21 protein-coding genes are annotated in these 22,758 nt (G+C 58.3%); 4 read left to right on the plus strand and 17 right to left on the minus strand.

Annotated elements, in window-relative coordinates; all coding sequences use genetic code 11:
• The first annotated feature begins 344 nt into the window (after positions 1 to 344).
• On the plus strand, positions 345 to 1,634 hold the full coding sequence (gene gltA / locus KQP88_RS14565) for a citrate synthase (RefSeq protein WP_025260637.1): 1,290 nt from the start codon (positions 345 to 347) through the stop codon (positions 1,632 to 1,634).
• Positions 1,635 to 1,698: 64 nt separating this feature from the next.
• On the opposite strand, the gene KQP88_RS14570 is transcribed toward gltA, so the two are convergent.
• The 9 genes from KQP88_RS14570 to KQP88_RS14610 form a co-directional block, all read right to left on the minus strand.
• The gene (locus KQP88_RS14570; RefSeq protein ID WP_025260638.1) at positions 1,699 to 2,304 is read right to left on the minus strand and encodes an START domain-containing protein; all 606 of its coding nucleotides are present in this window, start codon (positions 2,302 to 2,304) and stop codon (positions 1,699 to 1,701) included.
• A gap of 85 nt (positions 2,305 to 2,389) precedes the next feature.
• The gene (locus KQP88_RS14575) at positions 2,390 to 2,647 is read right to left on the minus strand and encodes a YkgJ family cysteine cluster protein (RefSeq protein ID WP_216703437.1); all 258 of its coding nucleotides are present in this window, start codon (positions 2,645 to 2,647) and stop codon (positions 2,390 to 2,392) included.
• A gap of 90 nt (positions 2,648 to 2,737) precedes the next feature.
• Complete coding sequence (locus KQP88_RS14580; protein WP_216703438.1) at positions 2,738 to 3,388, minus strand: translation initiation factor 2; 651 nt, start codon at positions 3,386 to 3,388, stop codon at positions 2,738 to 2,740.
• A gap of 99 nt (positions 3,389 to 3,487) precedes the next feature.
• Positions 3,488 to 4,927, minus strand: coding sequence for an aminotransferase-like domain-containing protein (locus tag KQP88_RS14585; RefSeq protein WP_025260641.1), 1,440 nt, complete (start codon positions 4,925 to 4,927; stop codon positions 3,488 to 3,490).
• A gap of 218 nt (positions 4,928 to 5,145) precedes the next feature.
• Positions 5,146 to 5,961, minus strand: coding sequence for an OmpA family protein (locus KQP88_RS14590; RefSeq protein ID WP_025260642.1), 816 nt, complete (start codon positions 5,959 to 5,961; stop codon positions 5,146 to 5,148).
• Positions 5,958 to 6,311: a DUF4398 domain-containing protein gene (locus tag KQP88_RS14595; RefSeq protein ID WP_216703439.1), complete on the minus strand. Its 354-nt coding sequence runs from the start codon at positions 6,309 to 6,311 to the stop codon at positions 5,958 to 5,960. The genes KQP88_RS14590 and KQP88_RS14595 overlap by 4 nt, the downstream gene beginning before the upstream one ends.
• Before the next feature lie 10 nt (positions 6,312 to 6,321).
• On the minus strand, positions 6,322 to 7,152 hold the full coding sequence (locus KQP88_RS14600; protein WP_216703440.1) for a substrate-binding periplasmic protein: 831 nt from the start codon (positions 7,150 to 7,152) through the stop codon (positions 6,322 to 6,324).
• A 104-nt stretch (positions 7,153 to 7,256) separates the two neighbouring features.
• Positions 7,257 to 8,186, minus strand: coding sequence for an electron transfer flavoprotein subunit alpha/FixB family protein (locus KQP88_RS14605; RefSeq protein ID WP_216703441.1), 930 nt, complete (start codon positions 8,184 to 8,186; stop codon positions 7,257 to 7,259).
• The gene (locus KQP88_RS14610) at positions 8,187 to 8,936 is read right to left on the minus strand and encodes an electron transfer flavoprotein subunit beta/FixA family protein (RefSeq protein WP_025260646.1); all 750 of its coding nucleotides are present in this window, start codon (positions 8,934 to 8,936) and stop codon (positions 8,187 to 8,189) included.
• Between the two features lie 519 nt (positions 8,937 to 9,455).
• Here KQP88_RS14610 and KQP88_RS14615 point away from each other — a divergent pair.
• Entirely contained in the window at positions 9,456 to 11,111 is a 1,656-nt protein-coding gene (locus tag KQP88_RS14615; protein ID WP_216703442.1) for an electron transfer flavoprotein-ubiquinone oxidoreductase, read from the plus strand.
• A gap of 138 nt (positions 11,112 to 11,249) precedes the next feature.
• Here the strand turns inward: KQP88_RS14615 and KQP88_RS14620 are convergent, their stop codons facing one another.
• Both KQP88_RS14620 and KQP88_RS14625 read right to left on the minus strand, forming a co-directional pair.
• The gene (locus KQP88_RS14620) at positions 11,250 to 12,668 is read right to left on the minus strand and encodes an IS1182 family transposase (protein WP_216703443.1); all 1,419 of its coding nucleotides are present in this window, start codon (positions 12,666 to 12,668) and stop codon (positions 11,250 to 11,252) included.
• Between the two features lie 98 nt (positions 12,669 to 12,766).
• Complete coding sequence (locus tag KQP88_RS14625; protein WP_216703444.1) at positions 12,767 to 13,672, minus strand: AraC family transcriptional regulator; 906 nt, start codon at positions 13,670 to 13,672, stop codon at positions 12,767 to 12,769.
• A gap of 177 nt (positions 13,673 to 13,849) precedes the next feature.
• Between KQP88_RS14625 and KQP88_RS14630 the strand changes: the two genes are divergently transcribed.
• Positions 13,850 to 14,902 (plus strand): NAD(P)-dependent alcohol dehydrogenase, encoded by a 1,053-nt coding sequence (locus tag KQP88_RS14630; protein ID WP_216703445.1) that lies wholly within the window; start codon positions 13,850 to 13,852, stop codon positions 14,900 to 14,902.
• A gap of 70 nt (positions 14,903 to 14,972) precedes the next feature.
• Here KQP88_RS14630 and KQP88_RS14635 read toward each other — a convergent pair whose 3' ends face one another.
• The 5 genes from KQP88_RS14635 to KQP88_RS14655 all read right to left on the minus strand — a co-directional run bounded on the left by KQP88_RS14635 (position 14,973) and on the right by KQP88_RS14655 (position 20,075).
• Positions 14,973 to 15,782, minus strand: a complete 810-nt coding sequence (locus KQP88_RS14635; protein WP_216703446.1) for an IclR family transcriptional regulator — start codon at positions 15,780 to 15,782, stop codon at positions 14,973 to 14,975.
• Positions 15,783 to 15,847: 65 nt separating this feature from the next.
• Positions 15,848 to 17,158, minus strand: coding sequence for an MFS transporter (locus KQP88_RS14640; protein WP_216703447.1), 1,311 nt, complete (start codon positions 17,156 to 17,158; stop codon positions 15,848 to 15,850).
• 93 nt (positions 17,159 to 17,251) lie between these two features.
• On the minus strand, positions 17,252 to 18,400 hold the full coding sequence (dgoD, locus tag KQP88_RS14645) for a galactonate dehydratase (RefSeq protein WP_117186840.1): 1,149 nt from the start codon (positions 18,398 to 18,400) through the stop codon (positions 17,252 to 17,254).
• Between the two features lie 48 nt (positions 18,401 to 18,448).
• Entirely contained in the window at positions 18,449 to 19,069 is a 621-nt protein-coding gene (locus KQP88_RS14650; protein WP_216703448.1) for a 2-dehydro-3-deoxy-6-phosphogalactonate aldolase, read from the minus strand.
• A gap of 1 nt (position 19,070) precedes the next feature.
• Positions 19,071 to 20,075 carry a 2-dehydro-3-deoxygalactonokinase gene (locus KQP88_RS14655; RefSeq protein ID WP_216703449.1) on the minus strand — a complete coding sequence of 335 codons (1,005 nt, stop codon included), beginning with the start codon at positions 20,073 to 20,075 and terminating at the stop codon, positions 19,071 to 19,073.
• Positions 20,076 to 20,361: 286 nt separating this feature from the next.
• On the opposite strand from KQP88_RS14655, the gene KQP88_RS14660 reads away from it, so the two are divergent.
• On the plus strand, positions 20,362 to 21,528 hold the full coding sequence (locus KQP88_RS14660; RefSeq protein WP_216703450.1) for an acyltransferase family protein: 1,167 nt from the start codon (positions 20,362 to 20,364) through the stop codon (positions 21,526 to 21,528).
• Between the two features lie 58 nt (positions 21,529 to 21,586).
• Here the strand turns inward: KQP88_RS14660 and asd are convergent, their stop codons facing one another.
• A complete protein-coding gene (asd, locus tag KQP88_RS14665; RefSeq protein WP_025260656.1) occupies positions 21,587 to 22,699 on the minus strand; it encodes an aspartate-semialdehyde dehydrogenase in 1,113 nt (370 codons plus the stop codon).
• Positions 22,700 to 22,758 lie beyond the last annotated feature (59 nt).

Raw genomic sequence — 22,758 nt, forward strand, 5'->3', positions numbered from 1 at the left:
GAGCCCCTAACAATCAGGGCAAGTTGTTGGGAAGTGCACTGGTCAGGTACCCACCACCCAGGAAGTGACAACCCCCTCAAAACGGGCCAAAAAGCCCTTGGCGGTCGGACGCCGAGTATAGACAGTTAGGGAACTAATGACAACGCGCATACTTGCAGCCAATAGCGGATTGCGCGGATTGAATAAAAGGCGTAAACGGCAGCAATGGCTTGAAGAAACATCGACATAAAGGCCTTGCGGAACACGACTTTAGGCAAATTGACTTTAGAATTTATCTAACTATAGTGGTGCGGGCCCTGCGTGGGGGGCCTGTCTGATGATTTGAAGCATAAATAGGAGGCCACATGGCTGACAAAAAAGCGCAGTTGATCATCGAGGGCACAGCCCCCGTCGAGCTGCCCATACTGACCGGCACCGTGGGTCCTGACGTGATCGACGTGCGCGGACTTACCGCCACCGGCCGCTTCACATTCGACCCTGGATTCATGTCGACCGCCTCTTGCGAGTCGAAGATCACCTACATTGATGGTGATAATGGCATTCTGCTGCACCGCGGCTATCCGATCGAGCAACTGGCCGAACAGTCCGACTATCTGGAAACCTGCTACCTTCTGCTCAATGGCGAATTGCCGACCAGCGAACAGAAAGCCCAGTTCGTTGCCGTGGTCAAGAACCACACCATGGTCCACGAGCAGCTCAAGAGCTTCTTCAACGGATTCCGCCGCGACGCCCACCCAATGGCCGTCATGTGTGGCGTAGTCGGTGCCCTGTCCGCGTTCTACCACGACTCGCTGGACATCAATAACCCGCAGCACCGCGAAATCTCGGCAGTACGCCTGGTCGCCAAGATGCCGACCCTGGCAGCGATGGTTTACAAGTACTCCATGGGCCAACCCATGATGTACCCGCGTAACGACCTCAGCTATGCCGAAAACTTCCTGCACATGATGTTCAACACACCTTGCGAGATCAAACCGATCAGCCCGGTGCTGGCCAAGGCCATGGACAAGATCTTCATCCTGCATGCCGATCACGAGCAGAACGCTTCGACCTCTACCGTGCGCATGGCCGGCTCGTCGGGTGCAAACCCGTTCGCCTGTATCGCAGCCGGTATCGCTGCACTCTGGGGCCCGGCTCACGGCGGTGCCAACGAAGCCGTACTGACCATGCTCGATGAAATCGGCGATGTTTCCAACATCGACAAGTTCATCGCCAAGGCCAAGGACAAGAACGATCCGTTCAAGCTGATGGGCTTCGGACATCGCGTCTATAAAAACCGCGATCCACGCGCTACGGTCATGAAAAAGACCTGTGACGAAGTACTTCGCGAACTGGGCATCACCAATGACCCACAACTCGAACTGGCCATGCGCCTGGAAGAGATCGCCCTCACCGATCCGTACTTCATCGAGCGCTCGCTGTACCCGAACGTCGACTTTTACTCAGGCATCATCCTGAAGGCCATCGGCATTCCAACCAGCATGTTCACCGTGATCTTCGCCCTGGCACGGACTGTCGGCTGGATCTCGCACTGGAAAGAAATGCTCTCCAGCCCGTACAAGATTGGCCGCCCACGCCAGCTGTACACCGGCAACGTGACACGCGACATCGTTCCGCTGGAAGATCGCAAGTAAGCGACCTGCCAACGAAAAGGGCTGCCAATGGCAGCCCTTTTTTATTGCGCAATAAAACGAAAACCTATTTCTGCGACCGCTCCTTCAGCGCCTTCAGGGTGTTAAACGGCGCATCCACGACAAACTTGTTGGCCACCCAGGACGGAACACTGCCGCCCGGATCGGTATGCACCTGATAGGTGACTTCTGTCAGATTCGGGCCTTTGGGCACCAGCTTCCAGAAACCCTTGACCTCGGCGACCCGCACAAAGCCCTTTTCCTCAGGCAAATAGCTTGATTGTTCATCGATATTGCGGGTCAGGCTGCCATCTGCGCCCTCCTCGCTGGTAATCAGCAGAATCGAATCACGGGGCGTTACGGGCCATGGCGTGTTGAATCGCGTGTAGGTCCAGGCCTTGTTGCCTTCATGCTTGAGCAACTTCTGTGACTGGCATTCATGAATCCAGGCGCAGGCCCCCACAACATCCTCCTGCAGGGCGCGCAGCTTGGCCACACTGGCATTGATGGTCGTCACACCGCGATAAGCCTTGTATTTGGAGCCCGGCACATCACTCAGGGAGACCTTGATCCCCTCCTCGTCCTTGGCCACCTGCCAATCTTCAGCCTGGGCCACACCTGTCAGCAACACAGTCAACCCACAGACAACAGCCATGCGATGCAGCGTATTCATTGTTTATTCCTTGTTGTTGATATTCTGATAAAGCAATTCCGCCCAGCGACACTCTTGATTCAACTGCATCTGACTCAATTGCAGCTCATGCAACCGCAGTTGCCTTTTCCCACCAGCCAATCAGACGAATAGCCTCAGCCTGATCAACACCACAAACATCTTCCGCCGCCTTGAACTGACTACAGACAGCAGGCCGCTCAATCTTGCCAAACAAGCCGCATAGCAATTCGATAGATAAATGCAGGCAACGCTCTCCGGCAGGCTTGCCGTCTGGCATGCCCGGAATGGGAGAAGTAATGGAGGGAGCGATGCAGCAAGCACCACAACCGGAGCGGCAGTCCATGACCAAGACACCCTTGCTGAATATTAAAAGGAAGATTTTAGCGGCTAAAACGGACGTTTCAAAATGCCATATCAGACGAGAAAGAGGGCCTTACTGCTTGAATTTGAAATCCAGCGCGGCCCCTTCAATATCGCGACGACTTTCGTTGCGCATTTGCAGTTGCATTTCATTGCTCAGCAGGCGCCCATTGAGCTCGAAAGGACTGGGATCAGATGATGAACCCTTGCTGCCAAACATCTGCGGCAGCAAAGGCTTGCGCTTGGCAGTGATGACATTGGCAGGAGGAGAAAGCTCTTTGACCATTTCTGGCGGCAGGCTCAAATCAAGCTTGGGCTGAGGCAGCCGGACATCCTTGACCGAAGTTTTAGCCGTCTTGCTCTTTTCGCGACTGGCGGTAGCAGCAACGGCCTTCTCTTTAGCAGGAGCAGCCTTGGCCACTGGAGCCTTCGCAGCCTCCCTGGAAGCAGGCGATTTAGCGACAGAAACAGGGCGCGGCGGCGTTACTTCCCCCTTACCCGCAACCACAGGAACAACCGGGACGCCAGGCTTCAACTCATGCACTGGCGCAGCAGGTTTGGCCGCTGGCGGCTCGACGGCGGCAGCTGGCGGCTGAATAGCGGGAGCAGCAGGCGCAGCCACGCTAGCCTCAACCTTCGGCTTTGGAACCGGCGCGTCTTGAGAGTCGCAAGCGCTCAACAACACAACGACGAACAATCCGAGACAACGAAACGCATTATTCATAATAAGTAAATGGCTGAGGCATAGAGGTCACATGCTGTCCCTTTGAGGCACACCTGACAAGACAAGAGTTCCAGCGATCAGACAAAAAAACATGTGCGCTCAATAAGCCGGCACAGTTTCTTGACACAATTGTTTGGCCAGCATGCCCAATGTCATCAGCGCACGCTCCGCTTCACGGTTCCAGGGCATGCCACAGTTCAGACGAATACAGTGATTGAACTGTTCTGTATTACTGAAAATAAGACCCGGCGCGATACTGATCCCCTGCTCCAGCGCCCGCACATGCAATTCCTGGGTATTGACGCGCCCCGGCAGGCTGACCCAGAGAATAAAGCCACCCACGGGACGACTCATCTGAGTCCCCTCGGGGAAGAACTGCTGCACCGCCAACTGGAAAGCACTCAGATTCTTGCGATACTCCAGACGAATAAAACGCAAATGCCGGTCATAACCACCGTTTTCCAGGTAAGCCGCGATAGCCATCTGCGTCACGCTACAGGCTGAATGAGTACTGAAGGTCTGCAGGCGCTGGATTTCCGCCTGATACTTCCCGGCAATCATCCAGCCGATGCGCACACCCGGCGACAGGGTCTTGGAAAAACTGGAGCAATAAATCACTCGACCCAGGCGATCGAAGGCTTTCAAGGCCTTGGTACGCCCTACTTCAAACATCAGTTCGCCGTACACATCGTCTTCGACGATCTGGATATCAAAGTCCGATGCCAGTCGCAGCAGATTCTTCTGCCGCTCTTCCGGCATGGTGCCACCCAGCGGATTACTCAAGCGGGCGGTCAGCACCAGAGCCTTGATCGACCACTGGTTGGCTGCCAACTGCAGAGCTTCCAGACTGATGCCCGTCGATGGGTCACTGGGAATCTCGATGACCTTGAGCCCCAGCAGATCCGCCAGTTGCAGCAGGCCGTAATAGGCTGGTGACTCGGCCGCGATCAGGTCGCCGGGCTGTGTCAGCACCCGCAGCGCCATCTGCAAGGCATCGACACAGCCGTGGGTAATCACCACCTCATACGGGTCAACCACCACACCGGCATCACGCATACGGATAGCAACTTGCCTGCGCAATGGCTCGAAACCGGGGCTGAACATGTAACTGAATGCCCGAGGGCTGTGAAAGCGCGTCACCTTGGCCAGTTGCTGATGCAGGGCGCGGACCGGCAGATAATCCACGTGCGGCACCGCAGCCCCAAGGGCAAACACACCTTCACGACGAGATTCTTCAAGCACCTGCTGGATGATGCTGCTGCGGGTCACCAGACCTGGACGCTCCACTCGCGCAATATCCGGCGTCGATGCCGTCAGCGCAGGAGTCTGATGCACGTAATACCCGGACTGCGGGCGAGCGCGGATAAGACCCTGATCTTCAAGATTGGCGTAGGCCTGCAATACCGTTGCATGGCTGACATTGAGCTGCGAGCTCATTTTGCGGACCGAGGGCACACGCTCGCCGGGCTGATAGACGCCCCGACGGATGTCTTCCGCCAGTTGCTGAGCGATGCGTTGATAAAGCAAAAGATTGGTCATGACACAGCCTCGAACCGACCCGCAATTTGTTTTTGTAGGGGAGATAATAGCCTAAAGACCGGAACAGTCGAAAAGTGTACGGGGACAGTTTCTCTTCAGGCCCATCATTGTGCGCTCTGACAAAAAATATTGTCGGGTAAAGATGCCAAGTTCACGGCTTTTTAAGCCAAAAAAAGCCCGGGGCCGTTTCCGACGCCGGGCTTTTTTCAGATTTTTTCTTACCGGGCAGCGCCTAGCTGGCCCTTGTCGTCGGAAAAGACGATTTCTACACGACGATTTTGTGCTCGCCCACGCTCGGAGGCGTTCACATCGACCGGATATTGCTGACCATAACCCTCGACCTGAATACGCTTGTCGTCCACACCCAGGTCGATCAGCACATCGGCGACCGACTGTGCGCGATCACGGGAGAGTTTCAGGTTTTCCTGCCGATCACCGGTACTGTCGGTATAGCCTTCGATCCTTACCGTGCGGCGAGGATTGAGCAACAGGAACTGTACGACTTTGAGCACCGTGCGATTGGCAGAGCTTTTCAGTTCAGCATGACCCGGATCGAACAGCACGTCACCCAGGGTCATGACCAGACCACGGTCGGTCTGCGTGGTCGCAAGGCTGAGTATCTGGTCTTCCAGCCATTTGCCATGCTGCTGCGCACTGGCCAGCTTGGCCTCGCGCAACGCCAGTTGCAGGCGCTGACGCTCCATCTCCAGTTTGGCCAGTTGCTCCTGGGCCAGCATCAGGTTGCTGTGCTCACGGGCAATCTCGCTGTACCGGGTACTCAGGTAGGCGTAGTGGCTGACATCGGCACCGCTGCCCAGATAACTCGACAGGCGCTCTGCCCTCGCCAGCGATTCGCCTGAACGGATCACGTCCTTGGGCGCACTGCGCAGTACATTCGGGTCTTCTTTGACTTTCTGGAAATCTGTACCGGCCTGACGCAACGCCTGCTCACTGTCCTGATGACTCGCACAACCAGACAGGCCTGCCACGCCCAGCAAAAGGCATCCGCTCAATACACGGGTAACACGGTTCATTGAGCTTCCCCCAACTGTTTGCGCAGACGGTTGAGGCGAACATTCAACTGATTGATCTGCTCCTGACTTTTCAGGGTCAACACCCGCGCCTCCGCCAGGCGCGCATCAAGCTCGGCACGCTCGGCGTTCATACGCGCATCCTTGTAGGATTTATCGGCCATGTCGGCACGTGCCTGGGCAAATGCGGCTTGCGCATTGACCAGCTCGGACTGCTCATCGCTGGCGCCGACAGCCTTGGCCTGCTCCAGAGCCTGCTCGGTCAGCTTGAACTGTTCGGTCGGTGCCGGATCACTGGCACAACCGGCCAATGTGGCGATGGCCATGAATGCAATTAAAGGGCGAATACTCACAAAAACATTCCTACTTGTTTGGGGCGCTGGTGCTGGCAGGTTGCAGCAACTGGGCTTTCCACACATCCAGATTGCGCTGGATGGCCTCACCCGCAAGGCCCGAAGCCGCCAATTCTGTCATCTTTTTCACCAACTGTCCGCGCAACCATGAATCGTTGCAGGCCGAATTCGCCGATAACGCCAGATACAGGCCCGGTTTATCAAGGGGCTCAGGCTGAGCGACCAGATCGGACGACAAGCCAAGGGTCTGCATCATCACCATGCCTGCATAGCGTCCAGCCAGCACATATTCGACCTGCCCCAATGCCAGTTTCTGAAAGGCCAGGGTCAGATTGGGCAAACGCTCCAGCGTCAGGTGTTCTTTAGCCGTTGCCTCGAATGACTGGGTCAGACGAGTCCTTTCAGAAATAGCGCCCGACCGCCCGTGCAGGTCGGCGAGAGAACTGAAAGGCAAGGCATGATCGTGACGGGTCCAGACCAGAATTTCATTGTGGGTGATCGGCGGCTGGATATAGTCGAACGAATCAAGCTGAGCCTGATTCAGTGGCGCATCGACCAGCATGTCCATGCGACCGGTACGCGCTTCTTCCAGCGCCTGGCTGCGCTTGCCGGCATACAGAAATTCGACATCCAGATCCAGAGAATCGGCCGCCTGCCTGAGCAGGTCGGCATTGGCGCCCATCAAGTGCCTTGGGTCCTGCGGATCGCGCCACAGGTAAGGCGGCGCATCCGGGCTGCCGGTGACGATCAGTCGCTCGCACTTGCCCGCCGCAGATACAAGCGACGGCAGCACCATCAACCCCAGAAGAAGCGAAGCCACATACAGCCTTGGCTGACCCATGGATAATCCTTTTTCGACACAACAAAAAACCCGTTCACTCAGACCAGGCGCCCTGTCACAGACAGGCGTGCACAGCCGGATTGAACGGGTTCTCGACAGCCGGTTTAAACCAGCTTTTCCAGCTCAGGCACAGCTTCGAACAGATCCGCAACCAGACCGTAATCGGCCACCTGGAAGATCGGGGCCTCTTCGTCCTTGTTGATCGCAACGATCACTTTGGAGTCCTTCATGCCCGCCAGATGCTGGATCGCGCCGGAAATACCGACAGCGATGTACAGCTGAGGCGCAACGATCTTGCCGGTCTGACCGACCTGCATGTCGTTGGGTACGAAACCGGCATCGACCGCGGCACGGGATGCGCCCACCGCAGCACCCAGTTTGTCCGCCAGGGCGTACAGGTGCTTGAAGTTGTCGCCATTCTGCATGCCGCGACCGCCGGAAACGACGATTTTGGCAGCGGTCAGCTCTGGGCGATCGGACTTGGCCAGCTCTTCGCCGACGAAGGACGATTTGCCTGCATCGTGAGCAGCAGAAACAGCTTCGACCGCAGCCGAACCACCTTCTGCCGCTACCGGATCGAAACCGGTCGCACGAACGGTGATGACCTTGACCGACGCACTCGATTGCACGGTGGCAATGGCGTTACCGGCGTAGATCGGACGCTTGAAGGTGTCAGCCGATTCAACCGAAACGATTTCGGAGATCTGATCCACGTCCAGTTGCGCCGCAACGCGAGGCAGGATGTTTTTGCCATTGGAAGTCGCAGCCGCCAGGATATGGCTGTAGCCAGCGGCCAGCTCAACGACCAGCGGTGCTACGTTTTCCGGCAACTGATGCGCATAGGCAGCATTGTCGGCAACCAGCACCTTAGCAACGCCAGCGATCCTGGCAGCAGCTGCGGCAACAGCACTTACGCCGGAACCGGCCACCAGGACATTGATATCGCCACCGATCTTCTGGGCAGCGGCAATGGTGTTCAGCGTGGCTGGAGCCACAGCTGCATTGTCATGTTCAGCGATAACCAGGATCGTCATTTAGATTACCTTCGCTTCGGTTTTCAGTTTTTCGACCAGTTCGGCCACCGACTTCACCTTGATACCGGCGCTACGTGCTGCCGGCGCTTCGACCTTGACCGTCTTGTTGGTCGAAGCCGTGGAGACGCCCAGTGCATCCGGGGTCAACGTTTCAAGCGGCTTTTTCTTGGCCTTCATGATGTTGGGCAGCGAAGCATAACGTGGCTCGTTCAGACGCAGGTCTGTGGTCACGATAGCCGGCAGGCTCAAAGAGACGGTTTGCAGACCGCCGTCGATTTCGCGGGTCACGGCAACCTTGTCGCCCGACACTTCGACCTTGGAAGCAAAGGTGCCTTGCGGGTAACCGCTCAGGGCAGCCAGCATCTGGCCAGTTTGATTGTTATCACTGTCGATGGCCTGTTTGCCCAGGATCACCAGTTGTGGCTGCTCCTTGTCGACAACAGCCTTGAGCAGCTTGGCGACGGCCAGGGAAGTCAGGTCCTCGGCGGACTCGACCAGCACGGCACGGTCGGCACCCAGCGCCAGAGCTGTACGCAACTGCTCCTGGGCTGTGGTCGGGCCGATGGTGACCACGACGATTTCGCTGGCAACGCCTTTTTCTTTCAGGCGGACAGCCTCTTCCACAGCAATTTCGCAGAAGGGGTTCATGGACATTTTGACGTTGGCAAGATCGACGCCGGAGTTGTCCGCCTTGACGCGAACCTTGACGTTGTAGTCGACCACTCGTTTGACAGCTACAAGAACCTTCATGGATTCCTCACTCTCCGGTGAAAAGAAAGTCGCCCGGCATGACCAGGCGATCGATAGGTGTGTCCTCAACAAGCAATCGTTTCAGTGCAGGCATCGGGGTTGTCTATCAGAACAGCCGCCAAAAAACCGTATATAAGGCCAGATCACACCCATCAAGCGCCTCAAGGGTGTGTAAAATGCGCCGCGCGCGATGGCCGGACTGCCTGCACTACGCTCACCTGATACCTTTTCGGAGGTTTCATTGAACCTCGCTTCAGCCTACGGCGAGCGCAAAACCGCCCGTATCTTGACCGCAACGCCTTTTCCGGTCAATACGACAGATCGGCCAGTTCCGAGTCTCGCGTCTTTGATTTATCTGGCCTGCGGCCAATTCAAACGAACGTTTGTATTGGACCTGCAAAGTGGTGTAGATATAATGCGCTCCTTAATAAAGACGGGCAGGCATCTCACGCCTCCGCACGTCGGCCTGTACGCTTCATATAAAAAAATACCGTGAGCCTTGAGAGTAGGAGATAGCCTGTGGAACGCGAATACATGGAATTCGACGTCGTCATCGTCGGAGCCGGCCCTTCCGGGCTTTCTGCCGCGTGCCGTCTTAAACAGAAGGCAGCCGAAGCGGGCCAGGAAATCAGCGTCTGCGTGGTGGAAAAAGGCTCCGAAGTCGGCGCACATATTCTGTCCGGCGCGGTATTCGAACCTCGCGCCCTGAACGAGCTCTTCCCGAACTGGCAGGAGCTTGGCGCGCCGCTCAACACGCCGGTCAAGCGTGATGACATCTATATGCTGCGCAGCGCCGAAAAGTCCGTGAAAGTACCGGACCTGTTCGTGCCCAAGACCATGCACAACCAGGGCAACTACATCATTTCCCTGGGCAACCTGTGCCGCTGGCTCGCCCAGCAGGCCGAAAACCTGGGTGTCGAGATCTATCCGGGCTTTGCCGCCCAGGAAGCCCTGTTCGACGAAAACGGCGTAGTGCGCGGGATCATCACCGGCGACCTGGGCGTTGACCGCGAAGGCAACCCGAAAGAAGGCCTGTACACCCCGGGCATGGAATTGCGCGGCAAGTACACCCTGTTCGCCGAAGGCTGCCGCGGCCATATCGGCAAGCAACTGATCAAGCGCTTCAACCTCGACAGCGAAGCCGATGCCCAGCATTACGGCATCGGCCTGAAGGAAATCTGGGAAGTCGATCCGGCGAAGCACGAGCAAGGTCTTGTGGTGCATACGGCTGGTTGGCCGCTGGACGACGAAAACATGGGCGGTTCTTTCCTGTATCACCTGGAAAACAATCAGGTGGTCGTCGGTCTGATTATCGACCTGTCCTACAGCAACCCTTACCTGTCGCCTTTCGACGAATTCCAGCGTTACAAGCACCATCCGGTCATCAAGCAGTATCTGGAAGGCGGCAAACGCATCAGCTACGGCGCCCGCGCTATCTGCAAGGGCGGCCTGAATTCCCTGCCGAAAATGGTTTTCGCGGGCGGCGCGCTGATCGGTTGCGACCTGGGCACCCTGAACTTCGCCAAGATCAAGGGCAGCCATACGGCCATGAAGTCCGGCATGCTCGCTGCCGAGTCGGTGGCCGACGCCCTGCTCGCCGGCAAGGAAGGTGGCGACGTGCTGACTTCTTATGTAGACGCCTTCAAGGCCAGCTGGCTGCATGAAGAACTGTTCGCCAGCCGTAACTTCGGCCCGGCGATGCACAAGTTCGGCGCAGTCATGGGCGGCGCGTTCAACTTCATCGACCAGAACATTTTCGGCGGCAAGATCCCGCTCACCTTGCACGACACCAAGCCGGACTACGCCTGCCTCAAGCTGGCAGCCGACTCGAAGAAGATCGACTACCCAAAACCCGATGGCAAGCTCAGCTTCGACAAGCTCAGCTCGGTATTCCTCTCCAGTACCAACCATGAAGAGGAACAACCTTGCCACCTGAAGCTGACCGATCCGAGCATCCCGATCACCAGCAACCTGCCGCTTTATGACGAACCTGCCCAGCGCTACTGCCCGGCTGGCGTTTATGAAGTGATTACCCAGGAAGATGGCGAGAAACGCTTCCAGATCAACGCCCAGAACTGCGTGCACTGCAAGACCTGCGACATCAAGGATCCTGCGCAGAACATCACCTGGGTGGCGCCGGAAGGGGCTGGCGGGCCTACTTACCCTAATATGTAGGTGAAACAAGCTGCAAGTTTTTAGCGGCAAGCTGCAAGAGAAAGCCCCTTCGCAGACTGTGTGAAAACACACTGACAGGCCCTAGACCAAACGCCCCGACTTGTTCGGGGCGTTTGTTTTTGTGCTGAAAAAGGCTCCTCAGCCCATCAGTTGCATCATTTGCTTGGCACCCAGGACACTGATCGCCCGCTTGAGGTTGTAAGCGGTCACGGCCAGAGCCATTTCAGCTCTTGTGCCTTCGAGTTGTCGCAGCAGGAAACGCCCGTTCCCAAATAGCCATTGTTTAAGATTGCCAAACGGGTGTTCCACGATGGATCTACGCCGTTCCATTATCTCTGGATGCAGCTCCATCCGCTGCGCCATACGCTCAAAAGCTTCCTCTTGAGCGTGACGCGAGACATAGCGGCGCTTGGCCGTCGTACATTGGGGTTTCAGCGCACACCCGGCACAGTCGCCGATTGCCGCCTGGTAGATCCGGTCGCCCTTGTGACGCTGCTTCAGCGTTAGCCACTGACCTGCCGGGCACTGGTACCGATCCTGTTCGGCGTCGTAGGCAAAGTCCTTGCGCTCGAATAATGTCTCGCCGCCTGGGTTGGAGGTTCGGTTTGGCGGCACGTAGGCGGTAATGGAGGCTTCCTCACACGCTTGGAACTGCTCGCCATTCGAGTAGCCCATATCAGCTGTCACGGTCAGCGCTTCCTGCCCCAGCTCAGCCTTGGCCGCTTTAGCCATGGGTTCAAGCTGCTTGCGGTCGTCACCCTCTTGCGTCACCTCGTGATGCAAAATCAAGCAGTGCTCTGCGTCGACGGCGGTCTGTACGTTATAGGCAACACGCGCTCCTTTGGGCGTGCGCATCATTCGGGCATCGCTTTCGTGCGTGTTGAACTGCTCCAGCCCCATCGATTTCATTAAGGCTTGGCAACTGCGGTTGTCTTGCTGCTTGGCCTCAAGCCTCGCCAAGGCCGCCTTGATCGCAGTGCGATCTACCACTTGCTCACCCTCAGACTTATCAGCGGCATCCAGATCAGCCAGGTATTGGGCGATCCGCTTATCCAGCTTCTCATCCTGACGCTTGAGTTGATTCAGATTCAAATGACGCCGCGAGGAAGCGACTGCCTGAAACTTGCTCCCGTCGATGGCAACCAGGTCACCGGCAATCAAACCGACAGTTCGGCAGAACCGCACAAAAGCCCGGCATGTCGTAACAAACGCAGCTTTGTTGTTCTTGCGGAAATCAGCGATGGTCTTGAAGTCAGGTTTGAGTCGGTTGATCAGCCACATCACTTCGATGTTGCGCTGGCACTCGGCCTCTAGACGCCGCGACGAGCGAATGCGCTGAAAATAGCCATAGAGGTAGAGCTTGAGCTGATCGGCAGGATCATAGGATGGCCGCCCAGTGGCCTTGGTCTGGGCCTTCTCAAAGCCGAGCTGGCCCAGATCGAGCCTGGCGACATACAGGTCGATGACCCGTACGAGGTGATCTTCCGGGATCAGTTCCTCCAGCGAGACCGGGAACAAGCTGGTCTGGCTGCGGGACTCTCCTTGTATGTAGGCCATAACGAAAAATGCTCCGTATCTTCCGATACGGAGCATTCTCTTAAAGGGCCGGACAGATTGCTAGGTTTTCACACAGTCTGTTCGGGGGCTTTTTTGTTTTAGGCGGGAATGCGCAGGTAGGTGCTTTCTTCTACGGGATTGCGTTCGAAGTAGCGTTTGTATTCGCGGCTGAATTGGGACGTGCTCTGGTAGCCGACGCAGTGTGCGACCTGGGCCACGCCCATTCCCTGGGCAACCAGCATATGCTGGGCCTTGAGCAGGCGCAGGCGCTTGAGGTACTGCACGGGAGACAATAAGGTGCTGCGCTTGAAGTGTTCGTGAAAGGTCGAGGCGCTCATGTTTGCCTGCCGCGCCAGGATGTCGATATTCAAAGGTTCGGCATAATGGTTGTGCAGATACGCCAGAGATGCTGCGACACGGGCGAAATGGCTCTGTTGCGCAACCAGCGCCCGCAATACACCCGCCTGAGGGCCACGCAGGGCTGCATAAAGCACTTCCCGCAGCCGTGATTGCCCCATGACGTGACAATCCAGCGGATCATGCAGACAGCGCAACAACCGCTCCACACTCTCGCGCATCGGCGCGTCCAGCACAGCCGAGGTCATGGACTCAGGCGTCTGCGCCTCGATGGCGTGATCAGGCACCGGCCCCATCAACTGCACCAGTTCGCCCAGCACAACCCGGTCAATCGCCACCGAAACACCCAGCAACGGCGCCTGCGGCGTGGCAAAGGTTTCACACATGAAGGGGACTGAAAGCGCCTGCACCAGATAGTGCCCGGCGCCGTAATCCAGCGTGCGCGACCCCAGACTCGCGAGCTTGCCGCCCTGAGCGACGATCATAAGGCTCGGCTCATAAATCTGCGGGCTGCTGGCCACATACTCATAAGCCGATACCACCTTGACCTCAGGCAACAGCGTCGGCATGAAGCCGGGGCGCGTGGCCAAGGGCTTTATCAGGGAAACGAGGGTGGCATTGGCATCGGCAGAATGAGGGAGTGACATGGAGCACCGGGTAGAGAATCAGACATGAGCATCATCGCAGAAATGAGCGTTTCAGCCATGCACGATTAACCATATCCGGAGAAATAGGCATGACTCGCGGAGGAATGCTCATGGCACTCAGCACCCGCTCCCCGGAAAATAGTCACCACTATTCACCCTTGATCCGCGAGGAACATCATGTACAAAGCTATCGGTTACGCCGCCCAGTCCGCCACCGCCCCCCTCGCCCCCATGACCTTTGAACGTCGCAGCCTGCGAGCCAACGACGTTGCCATCGAAATTCTCTACTGCGGCGTCTGCCACTCCGACATTCACCAGGCCCGCAACGAATGGGGCATTGCCGTTTACCCGCTGATGCCGGGCCACGAGATCGTCGGCAAGGTCACAGCCACCGGCCCGGACGCTGGCAAATATAAAGTGGGCGATCTGGTGGGCGTCGGCTGCATGGTCGACTCCTGCCAACAGTGCTCGGCCTGCCAGTCCAATCTGGAGCAGTACTGCCTGGAAGGTCCGACCATGACCTACGCCACCCCTGACCGCGTGGACGGCAGCAACACCATGGGCGGCTATTCCAACAGCATCGTGGTTCGCGAAGAATTCGTGGTCAGCATCCCGGAAAAACTCGACCTGGCGGCTGCCGCACCGATTCTCTGTGCCGGCATCACCACCTACTCGCCTCTCAAGCACTACGGCGTAAAAGCGGGCGACAAGGTCGGGATTCTCGGCATGGGCGGTCTGGGTCATATGGGGATCAAGTTCGCCAAGGCCATGGGCGCCGAAGTCACCCTCTTCACCCGCTCGGCATCAAAAGCCCAGGAAGCTCGTCGCCAGGGCGCAGATCATGTGATCGTCTCCACTGACGCCGAACAGATGAAAGCCGCTGCCGGTCGCTTTGACTTCCTGCTGGACACCATTCCGGTACAGCACGACCTGAACCCCTACCTGGAAACCCTGAGCTTTGACGGCGTCCATATTCTGGTCGGCCTGATCGAACCGGTAGAGCCGCCAATCCACGCCGCTCATCTGGTCATGAAGCGTCGTGTGATCGCAGGCTCGCTCATCGGCGGGATTGCAGAAACCCAGGAAGTCCTGGACTTCTGCGCGGCAAACGACATTACCTGCGATATCGAAATGCTGGATATCCGCAATATCAACGAGGCCTACGAGCGCATGCTCGCGGGTGACGTGAAGTACCGCTTCGTGATCGACATGGCGACCCTGAAAGCCTGATCAACACCAACCCTGTGGGGCGAATTCATTCGCGAATGAATTCGCTCCCACACATTAGCTCCCCAAAGGGTTAACCGCCCAGCTCAGCCGAAAGCCTTGCCGCCGCTTCCTTGATGACCGGCACCAGGTCGGCCATTTTCTCCAGCGGCATGTACGGCACGGTACTGGCAATACTGATCGCCGCGACAATCTGCTTGCCCGCATCGCGAACCGGTGCCGCCACGCAGCGAATCGACGGTTCGTTATCCTCAAGATCGAAGGCATAGCCGCCTTGCACATACTCTTGCCTGCGCTGGCGCAATTGCTCCCAGGTTTGCTGCTCGTGCGTTGGCCATTGCGGGTTCTTTCCTGCAACCGGCAGGCTGATTTCATACAGCCTTTGCCACTCCGACTCCTGACTGTCCAACAGCAACGCCTTGCCGATGCCCGTGCGCACCAAAGGCATGCGATGCCCTACCCGGGAACGCATTTCCGGGCCGTTGCGGCCAGGGTTCTTGTGCAGGTAAAGCACGTCGTCAGCGTCGCGAATCGCCAGATGCAAGGTGTCGCCCGTCAATTCCGACAGCTCATCGAGATAAGGCCGGGCCAGAATGGCCAGTGGCACCTCTTCCCGAGCCTGGAAACCCAGTTCGATCAACTTGGGCCCCAACAGATAACCCACCTGGGGCAACACACGAAGATAACGCTCATCCACCAGGCAACTGACCAGCCGATGGGTCGTGCTGCGGGTGGTGCCGATCAGGCTGGAAATCGCTTTCAGGTCACGGGCACCACTGGCCACGGCCTGCACCACCGCCAGGCCGCGCAACAGGGTTTGCGTCCCGGTCGGTGCGGAGTCCTTGCCCGTGGCGCTCACAGGTGTGAGTGGATCATTGTGCATATCAGCCCTTATCAGATCGGAAAGCTGGCGGCATTATCGTCGCCAGCCCTTCTGCATGCCAACCATCACAACTCGATGCGCTCCACCTTGCCCACCAGCAGGATGTAAGACAGCGCACCAATCAGCGCCAGCAAGGCGATGTAGGTGATGGCAGGCGCAAAGGAATCACCCGACGCCAGGAAGCCGATCACGATGGGCGTGGCAATCGCCGCCAGGTTACCGATGAAGTTGAAGGTGCCACCAGTCAACCCCAGCAGACGGGCCGGAGCCAGTGTCGACACCAGCGACCAGGTGATCGACGCCAGACCATTGCCGAAGAACGCCAGCGCCAGGAACGCAATCACCAGCGGCGTGGATTCCACGTAGTTGGCACCGATGATCGAGGTGGAGATCAGCAGACCGGCAATGATCGGCAGCTTGCGCGCCAGACCAACGCTATGGCCGCGACGGATCAGCCAGTCGGAGAAGAACCCCGAGCAGAGTACGCCGACAAAGGCCGCCAGAAACGGCAACGACGCCAGCAGTCCGGACTTGATGAAGTCCATACCGCGGTACTTGACCAGATAGGTCGGGAACCAGGTCAGGAAGAACCAGAGGGTCGAATTGAGGCAGAACTGCCCCAGATAAATGCCCCACAGCTTGCGCTGGCTCAGCACCACACCCAGATCCTGCCAACTGAAGCCACGCTTCTGCTTTTCGGTATCGACCTGGATATCCACCAGCCCGCCACCTTCGCGGATCAGGTCGATCTCTTCCTTGTTGATGCCTTTGAAATCACGCGGCTCGCGATACACCGCATACCAGATCACGGCCCAGAGTATGCCGACGCCACCGGTGACGACAAACACCATATGCCAGCCGTAATGAGCTTGCAGCCAGGCCAGAACCGGCGTCAGGAACGCCAGGCCGACAAACTGCCCCGAGGTGTAGAAACCGATGGCCGTAGCCCGCTCGCGCTCGGGAAACCAGGTGGTGACCACGCGACTGTTGATCGGGTAGGCAGGCGCTTCAAGCGCACCCACGGCCATGCGCAGCACGAACAGCGCAATGAAACTCGCCGCAAAGCCCAGCATGACGGTAGCAATCGACCATAGCAGCAGCGCGACGGTGTAGAGAATGCGCGGCGGAACACGATCCACCAGCCAGCCGCCAGGCAGCTGCATGGCCGCATAGGTCCAGCCGAAAGCCGAGAAAATCAGGCCCACATGAACCGGGTCGATACCCAGTTCGCTGGTCAGGGCCGGAGCCGCGATGGACAGGTTGCTGCGGTCCAGATAGTTGATCACCACCGTAATGAACAGCAGCACCATGATGAAGAAACGCTTGCGAGTAGGCGTGACTAAAGACGCCGCCCCTTCGAGAGTGCGGGTTTGCATGAAGATTGCCCCTTGTTGGATTTATGTGAGGACTGCGTTCTGCAATGTCTGATCGTGCAGCGCTCGAGGGCTGCACGATCATTCAGACCTCCATCACCATTCGGCAAAGCTGCCGTCGGCATGGCGCCAGATCGGGTTGCGCCAGCGGTGACCGATGGCGGCACGCTCCTTGACGTACTCTTCATTGATCTCGATGCCCAGGCCCGGTCCGTTGGGGATCTTCACCATGCCCTTGTCGTAATCGAACACTTCGGGGTGCTTCACATAATCCAGCAGGTCATTGCTCTCGTTGTAGTGAATGCCCAGGCTCTGCTCCTGAATGAAGGCGTTGTAACAAGCCGCATCAAGTTGCAGACAGGCCGCCAGCGCAATCGGCCCCAGCGGGCAATGCAGCGCCAGCGCCACGTCATAGGCTTCGGCCATATTGGCGATCTTGCGGGTTTCGGTAATGCCGCCTGCGTGAGAGGCATCCGGCTGGATGATATCGACGTAACCTTCGCTCAGGACCCGCTTGAAGTCCCAGCGCGAGAACAGCCGCTCCCCCAGGGCAATAGGCGTGCTGGTCAGCGGCGCAAGCTCCTTGAGCGCCTCGTAGTTTTCACTGAGCACCGGCTCTTCGATGAACATCAGCTTGAAGGGGTCCAGCTCTTTCATCAGCACCTTGGCCATGGGCTTGTGGACCCGGCCATGGAAGTCCACGCCAATGCCGACATTCGGCCCGACCGCGTCACGCACCGCAGCCACGTTGGCCAGCGCCAGATCGACCTTGTCGAAGGTGTCGAGAAACTGCAGCTCTTCGGTGCCGTTCATTTTCACGGCCGTAAAACCACGCCCCACCGCTTCCTTCGCAGCACGGGCGGTATCGGCTGGCCGGTCGCCACCGATCCATGAGTAGACGCGGATCTTGTCCCGCACCTGACCGCCCAGCAGATCGCTGACCGAAACGCCCAGGGCCTTGCCCTTGATATCCCACAGCGCCTGGTCGATACCGGCCAGCGCGCTCATGTGCACCGCGCCGCCGCGATAGAAGCCGCCGCGATACAGCACAGTCCAGATGTCCTCGATATTGCGCGGGTCCTTACCGATCAGATAATCGGAAAGCTCCTCCACCGCTGCGGCGACGGTATGGGCGCGGCCTTCGACAACCGGCTCGCCCCAGCCGACGACACCGTCATCGGTTTCGACTTTCAGAAAGCACCAGCGTGGCGGAACGATAAAGGTCGTGAGCTTGGTGATCTTCATGTGTGCACTGTCTCTTATAGGTATGGGAAGAAGCGCTGGAGGCGCCGGTCAGTTGGAAGTCCGCCAGGCGCTGACATAAGCCTTGGCGCGCTGCTCGACATCCGCCACGCTCATGCCTGGCTTGAACAGCCCGGAACCCAGGCCAAAGCCTTTGACGCCGGCATCGAGGAAGTCCTTCATGTTCTGCGGCGTGATGCCACCCACCGGCAGCAACACCGTGCCGGCTGGCAGCACCGCCAGCCAGGCCTTCACCACCGCAGGCGACATCTGCTCGGCAGGAAACAGCTTGAGCACATCGGCACCCTCGCCCAGAGCAGCAAAGGCTTCGGTGGGCGTGGCGACGCCCGGCGACAGGAACAACCCGGCAGCCTTGGCTGCACGCAGGACCTTGGGGTCACTGTGCGGCATGACAATGACCTGACCGCCCGCCTCCTTGACCTGATGGACCTGCTCCGGCGTCAGCACGGTTCCCGCACCCACCAGGCAATCGGCAGGCAGGTACTGACGTAACAGCGTGATGCTGTCGTAAGGCTGCGGCGAGTTGAGCGGCACCTCGATCACCCGGAAACCGGCCTGATACAAGACCTCGCCAATGGCCGGAGCCTCTTCGGGACGCAGGCCGCGCAGAATCGCGACCAGTCCGTTTTCCTGCAGAGCTTGCTTGAGCATTTCACACCTCATGGGAATCTGTTGAAGGCCCGGACGCGATCAGGCCAGCCTGAACGGCCACCTGCCACAGGCCTCGCTCGGTCGCCTGTGCGGCCGTCGTCACCTGATCGAAACCGCATGCCGCAAGGCCACGTGTGTAACGCGCACAAAGCGACTCGCTACCGATCAGAATCACGGCAGGCAGTGGTTTCAGCGTTTTTTGCTGGATTCGTTTAAGGGCTTCCAGCTCATGGCCGATGAGCAGACCGGACAGATAGTCAGGCTGGGCACTGGCATCGAGCTGGCCGGTCAGCCCCAGGGTCCGGGAACTGAAAATGGTCGACAGCAGACCCGATGCCCCCTCGGGCGACAGGGCAATGGACAGCCCGCGGTCGAACGCATGGGTATCGAAGGTTTCGCCGGGGCGCATGGTGCGACCGAGAATGGTGTGACCGCACAAGGCGGCGTACACCTCGCCGGTCATGAAGGTATCGAAATGGACAATGCAGCCTTCCAGCACATGCACCCATTTGGAGTGGCTGCCAGGGAGGCCGATCAACAGGGGCCGACGGGTCGCCGCCTCGTCGAGGGAAGCCAGTACACCGAGCACCTGGGTTTCTTCGCCGCGCATCACATTGGGCAGGGTCGAGCGCTGCAAGACGCCGGGAATGATATGGATATCGACGCCCCGCAGGCTGCGCACGCTTTGCAGGCCTGCGCTCAGCTCACTGACGCTGGCCGGGGTTTCACGGTATACGGCTTCGCGCCAGCCCTGAGCGCTGCCCACCATGCCGCAGGCAATCACCGGCAGATGCGGCTGCTCATCGAGCCAGTCGCCACAGGCCTGATCGAAAGCCAGTTCGAAGCCATCGCTGCACAAGGTGCCCGCAATCAGCCGCGGCGTATCCGGCAATTGCATGATGCCTGCGCTCAAGGAGCGCTGTTCCAGGACCTGGCCGTGTTCGCCAAGTCGATAAGCACGAAGTGAGGTTGTCCCCCAATCGAGCGCGATCAATTGCGCTGCCATCGCTTCACCTGTTGTTTTTTTAAAAGTGAGTGCGAGGCGGACTATAAACCCACCGAACAGATAATCTCAATATGTAATTTACAATCCCATATATAGGGATTAATTAAAAAACCGCCTCACCCGGGAATGGACTACCTTTGGTAAGTCTTTCCAGATCCTTTACATCAAGAGCCCGCTCGGCAGCTTTGCCGCAGTGGTAACGTGCCCGATCTCTCGCTTCAGCCCCTCCCTGCCCCATCCTCCTGCGCCGTTTGCAACCTCATCTCCCTTTAAGGAATTCGACGCCATGAAGCGATTTCTCGTGCTCGACAGCTTTCGTGGGCTGTGTGCCCTTGCGGTGGTGCTGCATCACTTTCATGCAACCCAGAGCGTTACTGAGCTGGCGTTTTTCAAGCACGCCAATTACATGGTGAATTTTTTCTTCGTGCTCAGCGGCTTTGTGCTCTATCACATCTACGCCGACCGACTGGGCAGCACGGCACAGCTGAAGCGCTTTGTGATTGCGCGAGTCTGTCGTCTGTATCCACTGCACCTGGCGACCTTGCTGGCCGCCCTGCTGTTCGAGCTGCTGAAGCTGGCCGCCGAACACCAAGGCATCCTGTTTGCAGCGGGCAGCTTTACCGGCCCACGGGCTGCCGACGAAATCCTGCCCAATCTGTTGCTGCTGCAATCCTGGTGGCCAGGCTTCAACCACTTGTCGTTCAACTTCCCGTCATGGAGCATCAGCGTCGAGTTCTATCTGTACCTGCTCTTCGCCCTGATTGCCGTCGGGCTGCCCGGGAGATCGCGGCAGATATTCGCGGCCATCGCTGTCCTGGCCTTCGTCGCGCTGTACTTCAAAGACACCCTCTTCAACGAAGGCGCCCTGACAGGCCTGGCGTGCTTCTTCAGCGGCGTAATGACTTATCGGCTCTACTCAAGATTCAAAGGGCTTGAGCTACATAAAGGCTGGGCGACGCTGCTGGAGGCGCTGGCCCTGCTGACGGTCTACATGGCGATCACCTACAGCGGCCCCTCACAGAATATTTCCCTGAGCCTGCTGTTCTGCGCGGTGATCGGGTTGTTTGCCTTCGAGGCAGGCGGGATTTCGAGAGGGCTGTGCGCCCGGCCGTTCAAGTGGGCAGGCACCCTGTCCTTTTCGATCTACATGACGCACACCATCGTACTGTTCGTCGTGACAACGAGCCTGATGCTGTTCGGCAAAGTCACCGGCCATGACCTGCTGATTGACCTTCCCAGTGACATCCCCGGTGTTGACCTGCGCTACATCCACACCCAAAGCATGCTGCTGGACAATCTGATCATCGCGATCAGTGTAGGAATGGTGTTGCTGCTGTCGGTACTGACGCACCGCTATATCGAACTGCCGGGCATTGAACTGGGCAAGGTCTGGGGCCGCAAAGCCACCGGCACTGCCGGGCCCCGGACACAGCATCAGGAAACGGCCCCCTGAATCGCAGCCATAAAAAAACGCCCCTGATGAGGGGCGTTCTTTTGACAGCTTCAGCGAATCAACGCTCCAGCAGGATCCGCAGCATGCGACGCAACGGCTCGGCCGCGCCCCACAGCAACTGGTCGCCTACGGTGAAGGCGCCCAGGTATTGCGAACCCATGTTCAGCTTGCGCAGACGACCCACCGGAACGCTCATGGTGCCGGTGACGGCAGTCGGGCTGAGCTCGCGGATGCTGTCTTCGCGATGGTTCGGGACCAGCTTGACCCAAGGGTTGTGCTGGCTGATCAAACCTTCGATGTCCGCAATCGGCACATCCTTGTTCAGCTTGATGGTCAGTGCCTGGCTGTGGCAGCGCATGGCGCCGATACGAACGCAGATGCCATCCACCGGAATCGGGCTCTTGAAACGACCCAGAATCTTGTTGGTCTCGGCCTGGCCTTTCCACTCTTCGCGGCTCTGACCGTTCGGCAGTTCCTTGTCGATCCAGGGGATCAGGCTGCCAGCCAGCGGCACACCGAAGTTCTCGGTCGGGAAGGCTTCGCCGCGCATGGCTTCAGCGACCTTGCGGTCGATGTCGAGGATGGCGCTGGCCGGGTTGGCCAGGTCATCGGCGACCGACGAATGGACAGTGCCCATCTGCTTGATCAGCTCACGCATGTTCTGCGCGCCGGCACCGGATGCCGCCTGATAGGTCATGGCGTTCATCCACTCCACCAGACCGGCCTCGAACAGACCGCCCAGGCCCATCAGCATCAGGCTGACGGTGCAGTTGCCGCCGATGTAGTTCTTGGTGCCCGCGTCCAGTTGCTGGTCGATGACCTTGCGGTTCACCGGATCCAGCACGATCACGGCATCATCCTGCATGCGCAGGCTGGAGGCCGCGTCGATCCAGTAGCCCTGCCAGCCGGCTTCGCGCAGTTTGGGGAACACCTCGTTGGTGTAGTCGCCGCCCTGGCAGGTCAGAACCACGTCGAGGGTTTTCAGTTCTTCGATGCTGTAGGCATCCTTCAGAGGCGCAACATCCTTGCCTACCGACGGAGCCTGGCCACCGACATTGGAGGTAGTGAAGAACACCGGCTCAATGAGATCGAAGTCCTGCTCTTCCCGCATCCGCTGCATGAGCACGGAACCAACCATGCCACGCCAACCGATCAGACCTACACGTTTCATCGCAACTACACCTTGAATAAAAGTGGGACCGCTGCCGCACATGTGTCATGCACAGCGAG

The sequence above is a fragment of the Pseudomonas lijiangensis genome (genome assembly GCF_018968705.1).
Lineage (GTDB): Bacteria > Pseudomonadota > Gammaproteobacteria > Pseudomonadales > Pseudomonadaceae > Aquipseudomonas > Aquipseudomonas lijiangensis.